The organism is Spiroplasma endosymbiont of Ammophila pubescens (assembly GCF_964020965.1).
Lineage (GTDB): Bacteria > Bacillota_I > Bacilli_A > Mycoplasmatales > Mycoplasmataceae > Spiroplasma.
On sequence record NZ_OZ026611.1, the window covers coordinates 1,504,860 to 1,516,876 of the forward strand.

General features: G+C 29.0%; 17 protein-coding genes. All 17 read right to left on the reverse strand.

Annotated features, from left to right (window positions below; genetic code table 4):
- Positions 1-32 precede the first annotated feature (32 nt).
- Positions 33-329, reverse strand: coding sequence for a preprotein translocase subunit SecG (gene secG, locus ABNT63_RS09875; RefSeq protein ID WP_348735600.1), 297 nt, complete (start codon positions 327-329; stop codon positions 33-35).
- An 82-nt stretch (positions 330-411) separates the two neighbouring features.
- Complete coding sequence (locus tag ABNT63_RS09880) at positions 412-1,263, reverse strand: HAD family hydrolase (protein ID WP_348735601.1); 852 nt, start codon at positions 1,261-1,263, stop codon at positions 412-414.
- A gap of 14 nt (positions 1,264-1,277) precedes the next feature.
- Positions 1,278-2,108 (reverse strand): Cof-type HAD-IIB family hydrolase, encoded by an 831-nt coding sequence (locus ABNT63_RS09885; RefSeq protein WP_348735602.1) that lies wholly within the window; start codon positions 2,106-2,108, stop codon positions 1,278-1,280.
- A gap of 143 nt (positions 2,109-2,251) precedes the next feature.
- On the reverse strand, positions 2,252-2,515 hold the full coding sequence (locus tag ABNT63_RS09890; protein ID WP_348735603.1) for a FoF1 ATP synthase subunit delta/epsilon: 264 nt from the start codon (positions 2,513-2,515) through the stop codon (positions 2,252-2,254).
- Between the two features lies 1 nt (position 2,516).
- A complete protein-coding gene (gene atpD, locus ABNT63_RS09895; protein ID WP_348735604.1) occupies positions 2,517-3,914 on the reverse strand; it encodes a F0F1 ATP synthase subunit beta in 1,398 nt (465 codons plus the stop codon).
- Between the two features lie 14 nt (positions 3,915-3,928).
- Positions 3,929-4,786, reverse strand: a complete 858-nt coding sequence (atpG, locus tag ABNT63_RS09900) for an ATP synthase F1 subunit gamma (RefSeq protein ID WP_348735605.1) — start codon at positions 4,784-4,786, stop codon at positions 3,929-3,931.
- Between the two features lie 16 nt (positions 4,787-4,802).
- Positions 4,803-6,374 (reverse strand): F0F1 ATP synthase subunit alpha, encoded by a 1,572-nt coding sequence (atpA, locus tag ABNT63_RS09905; RefSeq protein ID WP_348735606.1) that lies wholly within the window; start codon positions 6,372-6,374, stop codon positions 4,803-4,805.
- 16 nt (positions 6,375-6,390) lie between these two features.
- The gene (locus ABNT63_RS09910) at positions 6,391-6,936 is read right to left on the reverse strand and encodes a F0F1 ATP synthase subunit delta (protein ID WP_348735607.1); all 546 of its coding nucleotides are present in this window, start codon (positions 6,934-6,936) and stop codon (positions 6,391-6,393) included.
- Positions 6,937-6,942: 6 nt separating this feature from the next.
- Positions 6,943-7,479 carry a F0F1 ATP synthase subunit B gene (gene atpF / locus ABNT63_RS09915; RefSeq protein WP_196234365.1) on the reverse strand — a complete coding sequence of 179 codons (537 nt, stop codon included), beginning with the start codon at positions 7,477-7,479 and terminating at the stop codon, positions 6,943-6,945.
- Between the two features lie 35 nt (positions 7,480-7,514).
- A complete protein-coding gene (gene atpE / locus ABNT63_RS09920; RefSeq protein ID WP_004028354.1) occupies positions 7,515-7,817 on the reverse strand; it encodes an ATP synthase F0 subunit C in 303 nt (100 codons plus the stop codon).
- 52 nt (positions 7,818-7,869) lie between these two features.
- The gene (locus ABNT63_RS09925) at positions 7,870-8,688 is read right to left on the reverse strand and encodes a F0F1 ATP synthase subunit A (RefSeq protein WP_348735608.1); all 819 of its coding nucleotides are present in this window, start codon (positions 8,686-8,688) and stop codon (positions 7,870-7,872) included.
- A complete protein-coding gene (locus ABNT63_RS11430) occupies positions 8,675-9,133 on the reverse strand; it encodes an MG406 family protein (protein ID WP_431607841.1) in 459 nt (152 codons plus the stop codon). Before ABNT63_RS11430 ends, ABNT63_RS09925 begins: the two co-directional genes overlap by 14 nt.
- Positions 9,102-9,725, reverse strand: a complete 624-nt coding sequence (upp, locus tag ABNT63_RS09930) for a uracil phosphoribosyltransferase (protein ID WP_348735609.1) — start codon at positions 9,723-9,725, stop codon at positions 9,102-9,104. Before upp ends, ABNT63_RS11430 begins: the two co-directional genes overlap by 32 nt.
- A gap of 164 nt (positions 9,726-9,889) precedes the next feature.
- A complete protein-coding gene (locus ABNT63_RS09935) occupies positions 9,890-10,288 on the reverse strand; it encodes a hypothetical protein (protein ID WP_348735610.1) in 399 nt (132 codons plus the stop codon).
- Complete coding sequence (locus tag ABNT63_RS09940; RefSeq protein ID WP_348735611.1) at positions 10,272-10,418, reverse strand: hypothetical protein; 147 nt, start codon at positions 10,416-10,418, stop codon at positions 10,272-10,274. Before ABNT63_RS09940 ends, ABNT63_RS09935 begins: the two co-directional genes overlap by 17 nt.
- A 136-nt stretch (positions 10,419-10,554) precedes the next feature.
- Complete coding sequence (locus ABNT63_RS09945; RefSeq protein WP_348735612.1) at positions 10,555-11,664, reverse strand: MupG family TIM beta-alpha barrel fold protein; 1,110 nt, start codon at positions 11,662-11,664, stop codon at positions 10,555-10,557.
- Positions 11,665-11,669: 5 nt separating this feature from the next.
- Positions 11,670-12,002 (reverse strand): PTS lactose/cellobiose transporter subunit IIA, encoded by a 333-nt coding sequence (locus ABNT63_RS09950; RefSeq protein WP_348735613.1) that lies wholly within the window; start codon positions 12,000-12,002, stop codon positions 11,670-11,672.
- Positions 12,003-12,017: the final 15 nt, after the last annotated feature.

The following is a 12,017-nucleotide window of genomic DNA, read 5'->3' on the forward strand; positions in this document are numbered from 1 at the left end:
TTCAATTAATGATATTTTTAAAGATTTAATTATTACAATAGAACTTTTGTTAATAAATTTATCAATAATGTAATAATTAATAATGTTGAACCAAATGTTAACATAAAAATAGATAATGTTCGATCTAACCCACGTTCTTTACTATTAGCAAATAATTCATCATTACCACCATTTAAAGCACTTAACCCTGTTTGTGCTTTTTTGTTTTGTAATAAACCAATAATAATCATAATAATTGATACAATTAAAGCAATTATTTCAAAAACATAAATAATTGTATTGGCTACTTGTGGTTCAATTGCTAAAAACATCATGCTTGATAGGTTCATTAAAACATCCCTCTCTAAATTAAATTATGTTCTTATTAATAATACTATAAAATTACTAAAATTATTGTATTTTAAATTAATTTTAATTATTTTTTTCAAGGTTGCTTAAATAATGATAAATTCCTCCGGTATTATTGCTGCTAGCTACATCGTATGCTAAATTTAAAATCGGAGTTTGACTATGTTCCATTGCAATTGCATAAGGTAAAATTTCAAACACAGAACGGTCATTATAATTATCACCAAAATATAAAACATTCTCTAATTTAATTTCACGTCCTTGCCTTTGATTTAAAATATCAATTAAATGTAAAATTGCTTGCCCTTTATTTGAATTACCATGTACAATATCACATCCATATTCAGACAGTGGTTCAACATTAATATTTAAAACTTGTTTTAAAGTTGTATACATTTCTTGAAACATTATTTTGGATGAATGCTTTGCAACAATTTTATTGGCTATTCTAATATCATCAAAGCAGAATGGTTTTACTTGCTTCATTCCATCTAAAAATGCATCTGGTTTTGATTTAATTTTTAATAATTTTTCACCCGCACAATATAAATTATCATCATCTTGATATGAAATTGTAAAATCACATTGATATTTTAATAAAATATCAATTACAATAACTAAATCCGAAACTGGCATTAAATTGCTATAAATTGACTTATTGTTTTTAGTATCATACACTAAAGCACCATTAGCACCAATAACATATTGACAATAATCCTTAATTTTTAATTCTCTTGTGTAATTATCAAAACCAAGGGGCATTCGTCCTGATGCAATTGATACAGCAATCCCTTTTGCTTGCAATGCAAGTAATTTATTTTGAACAAGAGTTGGTAATTCTTGCTTATCAGTAATTAATGTGCCATCAACATCAGTAACAATTAATTTAATTTGATTACCATTAATTTTTAACATGACAACCTCATCTTCTATTTTAATATTGTCTTATAAAGATAATAAGCAATTCCTGCCGCATTATTATCTTTTGCAGTAACTGCAAAAGCAACTTCTTTTAATTGCGGTGTAGCATTGGCTAATGCAATTCCATATTTTGAATTTTTAATCATCTCATAGTCATTCATTTGATCACCAAAACACATAATTTCATCTGAATCAAGATGGTGATTTTCTTTATGTTTAAGTGCTTCAATTAATTTTAAAATTCCCTGTCATTTATTAACATTTTTAGGAATAATCTCAATAAACCCATATCCCGTAACTTCTGTCCTTAATGTTTTACTGACTGCAATTTGTTGTCGTAACCAATTTTGTTTTTGTTCATCATGACAAGAAATTACAACCTTACGCATTTGCGGAATTTCATTTCAATCTAAAACAATTGCTTTAATGTCAGTATTACAAAATAAAAAAAGATCATCTTTAATAATGCTTGATTGTGAAACATAAGCTTCTTGTTCATTAAGTGGTGCTAAATAAAAATCATGACCAAATTCTCGAACAATATTCATTGCTCATAATGTATCTTGATATGAAATTATTTCATCATAGACATATTCTTTTGTTTTTAAATTTAAAACAGCCCCACCATTAGCACCAATAACATACGGACAATGGTCAAGAATTCCTAATGTTGTTGCATAATCAGATAAACTACTAGGAACCCGTCCTGAAGCAATCGTTACTAAAATACCCATTGCTTGAGCCTTTTTTAAAGCCTCAATATTTATAGTTGGAATCTTTTTGTCTTTATCAGTTACTAATGTTCCATCAATATCACACACGATCATTTTTACTATCATTACATTGCCTACCTTCTTTTAATATTACTTAGTTTATCATATAAGTAGTCTCAGACATTATCATTTTATCATGTTTTATTTTATATTTATAATTAAGAAAATTAAAACAAAAAATCTCAAAAAAGAGATTTCTATTTTCGTATCTAACTAATAGATTCAACTTTATAAGCAAGAATTTTAACAAATTCTTGTTCAACTTGCAAAATTCCACCAGCAATACTTAATTTATATTCTTTATTATTAACTTTGTATGTCATTTCAGATGGAACAATTGTTGAAACAAGAGGAATATGACCATACAAAATACCCATATATCCCGTAATTGTTTTCACTGTTATAATATCAACTAAACGATTAACAATGACACCCTGTGGTGTAATAATTTTTAAACTAATTTGATTCGCCATTTTAATTATGTTTTAAAGCCTCGGCGACTTTAACAACCTCATCAATTGTTCCAACATATAAGAATGCTTGTTCTGGTACATCATCATATTTTCCTGCTAAGATTTCTCTAAAAGCACGAATTGTTTCTACTACAGGGACATATTTCCCTGTTTTTCCAGAAAACTTTTCAGCTACAAAAAATGGTTGTGATAAAAAGTTACGAATTTTTCGTGCTCTTGCAACAGCTAATTTATCTTCATCTGATAATTCATCCATCCCTAAAATGGCGATAATTGATTGTAATTCTTTAAACTTTTGGAGGATTTCTTGTACTCCTCGTGCTACTTCATAATGTTCTTCACCAACCACTAATGGGTCTAATAATCGAGACGAACTTCCTAATGGGTCAACTGATGGATAAATTCCTAATGCTGCAATTTCACGGTCTAAGACAACCTTAGCGTCTAAATGAGCAAATGTTGTTGCAGGAGCTGGATCAGTTAAATCATCCGCTGGCACATATACTGCTTGGACAGAAGTAATACTTCCTTTTTTTGTTGAAGTAATTCGTTCTTGTAATGCTCCCATTTCGGTTGCTAATGTCGGTTGATAACCAACTGCTGATGGCATCCGTCCTAATAAGGCTGATACTTCAGAACCAGCTTGGGTAAAACGGAAAATATTATCAATAAATAATAAAACATCTTGGTTTTTATCATCACGGAAATATTCAGCAATTGTTAATCCAGTTAAAGCAACTCGCATACGAGCTCCTGGTGTTTCATTCATTTGCCCAAAAACCAAAGCTGTTTTATCAATAACACCATTTTCAATCATTTCATAATATAAATCATTACCTTCTCGTGTTCGTTCACCAACACCAGCAAAGACAGAAATTCCTCCATGTGCTTTTGCCACATTATTAATTAACTCTTGTACTAATACTGTTTTTCCTACTCCAGCACCACCAAACAAACCAATTTTTCCCCCTTTTGCAAAGGGAACTAATAAATCAACAACTTTAATGCCTGTTTCTAAAATTGCAACTGTTGTTTGTTGTTCTTCATATGATGGTGCTTCACGGTGAATTGGACGCATTGTTTTTGTCTTTGGCTGTGGTTTTTCATCAATTACTTCTCCAAGAACATTAAACATACGTCCTAAAACCTCTTCACCAACCGGAACTGTAATTGGCGCTTTTGTATCAATCACATACATTCCCCGAACCATTCCTTCTGTTGGTCCTAAGGCAATTGCCCGTACGGTGTCATCACCAATATGTTGAACAACTTCTAAAACTAACTTTGTACCATTATTATTAACCGTAATAGCATTATATAATTCAGGCAAATATTCTTCCGTAAACCGTACATCAACAATAGGTCCTAACACCTGTACTACTTTTCCATTTTTCTCCATTTTTTAACCACCTTTTAATTTTCTTGCGCGCCAGCCCCAGTAACAATTTCTGTAATTTCCTGTGTAATTGCTGCTTGACGCTTACGGTTATATAATAACGATAATTTTTCTAACATTGCATTTGCATTATCTGTTGCATTTTCCATTGCTACTCGCCGTGATGCTTGTTCTGAAACCTGTGATTCAACAATTGATGAAAATAAAATGGTATTTAAATACATTGGCACCGCATTTTCTAAAATCGTTGCTGGATCTGGTTCAAATTCGGTAATAACATTAATGTGTTTTGGTTTTTCATGTTGTGTTACCTTAATAATTGGTAACAATTGTAAAATTGTTGGTTCAAAAGTTACATTATTAATAAATTTTGTATAAGCAATTTTAATTTCATCATAAGTATTTCCATTAAAACCAGATAAAATTTCTTGTGCAAACTCACGTGCATCATCATAAGAAAAATTAATATCAATATTTTTTCTTGTTTGCATAATTTCATAACCTTTATGGGTATAAAATGTTTCTGCTTTAGAGCCGATTGCAATAATACAATCACTTTTTCGTAATTGTTGTAACACCAACTTATTAATATTAATATTATAACCACCACATAAACCTAAATTTGAATTAACAATAATTCAACAAGTACGTTTACTATCTTTTATGCCATCTTTTTTTTGATAAATTGAATCATCTGCTTTACTAATGATATCATTAAAAACAGTATAAACTTCAGCAAAATATGGTTTTGAATTAGAAATTCGTTTACCAACTTTTTTTAATTTTGCTGTCGCTACTAATTTCATTGCTTGTGTTATTTTAGATGTTGAAGTAATTGAAGTAATTTGTTTTTTTAAATCTGTTCCGACTGCCATTTTGTTCTTTTAACCTTTATTGTCCTAATTTTTTCCACTCTTCAATTTGTCCAAACATTTCTGGTTTATAATCAGCAATTTTATTGGTAATTTTTTTAACAACATTAATAATTTCATTATCAATATTAGTCATTAAGGTATCGTTATAGGCTTTGGCCTTTGCTAATTCAGTATAGTATTTTTTTGCTTTTATATTAAAATGTTCAATTATTTCTTCTTTAAATTCTTGAATTTTATCAACTGGAATTCAACGAATTCTTTTTTTCTTAACTGCTAATAAAATTATTGCTTGGTCAATTTGTGAAAGCGGTGAATATTGTTTTTGTTTTAAAATTTCAATTACTCGTTTTCCATGTTCTAATACTTCTTTTGTCGCATCATCCAAATCAGAACCAAATTGAGCAAAGGCTTGTAGTTCACGATATTGTGCTAATTCTAATTTTAATGAACCAGCAACTTGTTTCATTGCTTTAATTTGTGCTGTTGACCCTACTCGTGACACCGATAATCCCGCATCAACCGCAGGGCGAATTCCAGCATTAAACTGATAATTATTTAAGAAAATTTGCCCATCAGTAATTGAAATAACATTAGTTGGAATATATGCTGAAATATCACCCGCTTGTGTTTCAATAATTGGCAAAGCAGTAATACTTCCGCCTCCATATTCTTTTGTTACTCGCGCGGCGCGTTCTAATAACCGACTATGTAAATAAAAAACATCACCAGGATATGCTTCACGACCAGGTGGACGGTGTAATAATAGTGCCATTGTTCGATAAGCAACAGCATGTTTTGAAAGATCATCATAAATAATAATAACATTTTCACTAGATTCCATCCATTCTTCACCAATAGTAACACCAGTATATGGTGCTAAGTATTGTAATGGCGCTAATTCACTTGCTGTGGCTGAAACAACTGTTGTATATTCTAATGCACCAGCAGCTCGTAATTTTTCGACAATTTGTGCAACAGTTGATGCTTTTTGCCCAATTGCAACATAAATACATTTTACATTTTTCCCTTTTTGATTTAAGATGGTATTAATTCCGATTGCTGTTTTTCCTGTCTGGCGATCACCGATAATTAATTCTCGTTGTCCTTTCCCAATGGGAATCATCGCATCAATTGTCATAATTCCCGTTTCCATTGGTTCATCAACTGATTTTCTAGTCATAACACCAGGTGCAATTCGTTCCACAGGACGTGTTTTTGTTGCTTTTAATGGTCCTTTCCCATCAATTGGTTGTCCTAATGCATTAACAACACGGCCTAACAACGCATCACCAACTGGCGTTTCAACAATTTTTCCTGATCGACGAACTTGATCACCTTCATGGATTGTTGTATCGTCACCCATTAAAACGGCTCCAACAGCGCCTTCTTCTAAGTTTAATACCATTCCATAAATTTCATTCGGAAAAATTAGCAATTCACTCATCATTGCATTGTCAAGACCATCAATTAAAGCAATTCCATCACCAACTGTTACAACAGTTCCTTCTTCATGAATTTCAATTTTTTTATCATATTCTTTAATCTGTTTTTTAATTATTTTGGAAATCTCATTTACATTTAAAGCCACTTTTTCACCCCATCTTCTATTTATTATATATTGCTTTTTGTCGCATTGTTTCTAATTGTCCTGCAATTGAACCATCAATAATTTCATGCTTAATTTTAATCCGAACTCCGCCTAATAAAGATGGATCAATTTTGTTAACTAACTCAATATGATAGCCAAATTTTTTACTTAATTTTGTTTCAATTGTTGTAATTTGTTTTCTTGTTAATGGTTGGGTTGAATAAATATTTCCATATTGAACATCATAACTAATATTTATTAATTTTCTTAAACTTTTAAAAATTCTTCTAACATAACAAAAAGCTTCACGATCAATTAATAAAAAAAGGGCATTTAAAATTAACGGATCAATAACTTTTTGAAATGGTTTTGCTAAAATGTTCTTTCGTTCTTCTTTTGCAATGTCAGCATTCATCATTAACTTAATATAATCTGGTTCTTGTTTAAATAAATCTACGATTATATTACTAACTTCTAAAAAATGATCAATTTTTTTTGTTTCAAGCGCCAAGTCCATTAAAGCAGCTGCATAATTATCAATAAATTTTTCACTAACTAACATAACTTACTACTCTAATTCTTTGATAAACTCTTCTACCAATTTTTCATTTTTTTCTTTATTAATTTCTTTGCTTAATAATTGCTCAGCTGCATTAAAAGCAACATTAATAATTGATTTTCGAATATCATCATAATATTGCTCTTTTTCTTTTTGAATTTCTTTATGGGCCTGTTCATTTAATTGCATAACTTCAGCTTTTGCTGTTTCTAAAACTTGATGACGTTTTGCCTCTGCTTCAGTTCGAGCCGCAACAATAATACTATTTGCTTCTACCTTCGCTGTTGTTAACAATTTCGATGCTTCTTTTTGATCAATTGTTGCTTTTGCTTGTTTTTCAGCAGCATCTTGAATTAATTCTCGAATTTTATTGCGACGAGCCCGCATTGCTTTTCGAAATGGATTATAAACTCATTTTGATAATAAAATTAATAAAATAATTGTCGCAATAACATGCGCAATAAAAACCCATAGATTAGGAAATAATTGATTAATAATTTCTGCTGGTTCAATTGGTTTTGACATTAATCACATTGTCATAGACATCTAAGCCTTCTTTCTTTCCAACTTTTTACTTTTCATTAACCAGTAACAAATGCTAAAATAATCGCAATAACTAATGCATAAATTGACCCTGATTCAGTAATCGCAGCAGCAATAATATATTGTGTTCTAACTTTACTTTCAACTTCTGGGTTTCGAGCAATTGCTTCAACAGCTTTTCCACCAGTATACCCTTGTCCAATTCCTGAACCACAACAACCAATGGCAGCTAATCCTGCACCCAATAATGACATTCCCTTTGTAAAACCATCATTAATTCCAGCCATAAATCATATTGTCATCATATTCGATAGCAAATCTATTGTCATAAAATTTATCATATTATAATTTTCCTCTTCCTTAACAAATATATAATTTTATTTTAATCCTTTTTTAGCCATTTAAATTAACATTTTTAATTTTTTGTTCTTTTTTTAACTTAATTATCTTTTCGTTTTTATCTTTGGTTTCTGTTTTCATTTCCATTGCCCAATAGGCAATTGTTAAAATTGCAAAAATATATGCTTGAATTAAACCATCAAAAACATCAAAATAAATACTTAAAAAAGGTAAAAATACACCAGCTAATAAATCAACAGGCCCAATATAAGGAATCTGTCCTCAAATAAAGCTCATTAAAGCTGTGAACAAGATAATAATAACTGTTCCTCCCAAAATGTTTCCAAATAAACGAAATGAAATTGAGATCAAAGGAACAAATTGGGTTAATAATTCTAATGGATTGACAAAAAACTTTTTAAAATATAGTAGTTTTTGATATTTAATCCCAAAATAATATATTCCAAAAAAGGTAATCAATCCCATTGATAATGGGACAGTATAAGATGTTGCAAGTGATTCAAACCCAACAACACTCATTAAATTTCCAATCCCAATATACAATAATAAGTATATAACATAAACTGTTAAAAATTTATATTTTGATCCCATCAAATCAACAACTTGTTTTTCAACTCACTTAATTGTAATTTCAGCAAAAAGTACTAAACCAGTTGGAATATCGGTTGGACCAAGTTTTTTTAAGCGTTTATAATAACCTATTGATAAAAGCATAATAATAAAGGTAGTAATAACTATCGTTACTAATTGCGGTAATAAAATTGTATAACTTCATGCATCCATTCCACTTTTATTTGGATCAGGGATTAAATCCATTGCAAGAAATTGACCAAAGTTACTATTCATTGCCATTTTTCTTTTCCTTTCTGCGTTGATGAATGGGAAATTTAACATTTGCAAATAATGATGAAAATGGACATAAACTAATTCCAACAATTATTGTGTAGATACTAAAAAAACTAGTATTCTCAGCATAAATAACTATAGGTATAGCATAAATCACTAAGCGAACTAGGTACAATAAGATAAAAAAGTACTTATTTAAACTTATACTTAACAATCATCCAGAAAAACAAATGATTAAGAAACCTATAAGAGAAAACAAATACCCCAAAACTAATCCTGTGTATAAAGTTCAATCTCGTTTTAATGTCAAATATATCATCGTCAATACTATTAGTATTCCCAAAAACATTATTAAACTTATTATTGACAGTTTATATTCTACACCTTTAAAATAGTTTTTTCAATTTAATTTATTTTTTTTATTTAGTTCCAAAAATACGGTCTCCAGCATCACCTAGACCAGGAATAATATAACCATGTTCATCTAAACGTTGGTCTAATGCAGCAACATAAATATCAACATCTGGATGATACTCTTCAATACATTTTTTTCCTTCAGGTGCAGCTACCAAACATACTAATTTAATATTATTTGCTCCTCATTCTTTAACTTTTTGAATTGCCACATTAGCACTGCCCCCTGTCGCTAACATTGGATCTAAAACTAAAACATTTGCTTTATTAATATTTTCTGGTTTTTTGGCAAAATATTCATGTGGTTCTAAGGTTTTTTCATCTCGGTATAATCCAATATGTCCAATTTTAGCGTTTGGGACCAAATTAATAATTCCATCGACCATCCCCAAGCCTGCTCTTAAAATTGGAAATAAAACAATATCATTTGCAATTTTATATCCCTTTGTTTTTGCTACTGGTGTTTCAATTTCAAATTCATTTAATTCAATATTTCGAAATATTTCATACGCCATTAATTGCGCAATTTCATCTAAATTTTCTTTAAAGACCTTTGAATTACTCTCCTTTTTGCGCATTCTTGTTAATTTATCCAAAATTAACGGATGTTTTATTACAGTAAATGACATTAATTACTTTTCCTCCTTAATTTATTAGATTTTAACATAATTATAAAGATAATACCAAGATTTAATTTGGAATTACTTACATTTTTAAAAATAATTAAATAAAAAGAAATAAATTGAACTTTCAAACTTATTTCTTTTTTAATCTTTCATTATTTTCTTATCACTTATAATGTTGAACCTGATTTTATCATTAGATTAATGTAATTAGAAGATGAAGGTGATTCTTCTGTAATCTCAAAACTATAAAATAATTTTAAGTATAAAATTGCAGTGTTGATATCCATTCAAACAACTCCCTTCATATAAAAATAACCTGAATATCATTCCTTATTAATAGTTGTTCTAAAATCATTTTTATTATCTAACATTACCCAATCAAATTCATTCGTAAATACTTTTAAATCACTTGTAGGAATAAATAGTGCAAAATAATTTGGATTATCAATCTTATTATCATTAACTGTTATTTCAAAGTCAGACAAACAAACGACAGAAAATGTTTTTAACTCATTTAAATTATTAATTCCTAACGCTGTTAAATTAACTTTACACTTCAGATTCAATTAAGTAAGTTTTATCTTTTTGCTGGCTATTATTATTTTGTCAAGGCTCTTGTACCTTATTAGCTGTAACAAGAGAAGCACCATTATTAAACATTATTATTGCTCCTAATAAACTTAATATTTTTTTCATAACTTAATAACTCCTTTCTTTAAAATAATAAGAGTTAATAAATTAATAACTATTTATTTAATATTGCAATATTATTTTTTATTTTTTAATTATATCCCTCAAAATAAAAAAGTCATAGGTTTTAACTACAACTTTTTTAACTTAAATTAAATCTAAATTCTTGATTTGGTAATAAACAATCAACAATTTTTTGTTCATTTTCGTCTAATTGACCAACAAGGTTACGAATACCATCGTTTATCATCCGTTTTGTAATAATTTGAACTTCACCTTTATAATTTTGTGCCTTATTATTTAAAATAACAACATCACCTTTTTCAAAATATTTACCACTGAAGGGACGGACAGGCAAATCACAATCTTGATATTTAATCCGAGCAAATGTACTACGAATCATGTACTCCGCTAAATCTGGGCGAACAAAATGAATTGTTTGGTCAAGAAGTATCGCTTTTTCAGTAGGAGACACTCCCCTATCTGTTTTTAAACTTAATGTAATTAAATGTAAATTAATGTTTTGTAAAGTTGCAAATTCTTCATCATTTAAAAACTGCGTTGATACAATAATATCGTCTACACCTAAGGCCACAAAATGACGAATTTGAAAATCTAATGTTAAATCACGATACATTTCAATGCTTGGTAATTTATCATTATATTGCCAAGGTCCTTGTGCATCATTCCGTTGTAAAGCTACAAAAACTTGTAATGGAATTCCTAACATTTTATAAATAAATTTTTTTTCAATAAAATACATTAATGAACTAGCAGTATAACGTTGTGGATAAAAATTCCAACATCCAATCAAATTATTTTTATTTGCATTTAATGATAATAAATATTCTAATTCTTGGGCAGGATTTGATGCATTTAAAATGATTTTAATATCTTCTTTATTATGTGTTAATTTTGTAACATCTTCGCCACTAATTCCTTCATCAAAACGAATTCCTTTTAACCCTAATTCAGTGATAAAAAAATTCATAACTTGTTCACGATTATTTTTATCTAATTCAAATTCTTCATAAACAGCACCATTGACATCACCATAAACATCAATTCCTAATTTATTAGCTGTTTTTGTTAATTGTAAAAAACGATTAAATAACTTTTGATCACTTTTTTTAACATTAATTAAGGTAGTAAAAATAACCTTAATTTGAGCTTTTGCACATTTTGTTAAATATGTTTCTAAATCATAGTTTTCTGCAATCAAATGTGGATATAAGCTAACACCAAGGCGCATAACAATTAATCCAAAACTTTTTTTGCAAGTAATTTATCATATAATTCAATAAATTCTTTTGATAATTCAATAACAATTTGTGCTGTCATCATTTGATCTTCGGCATGTATAAATAACACGGGAATTTGATGTTTTATCCCTTGTGCCTCTTCTTGAATAATAGTCATATGTTGTTTTTCTGCTTCAATAATATTTTGCTCTGCTTCTATAATCAAATTATTAGCATCTGCAGTTTTTCCTTCTTTTGCAGACTTAATTGCAATTAAGGCATTTGATTTTGCCATACCAGCATAAGTAATAATACCAAACGATACTTCTTCAAAATTTATTTTTTTCATTTTTATGTTCTCCAT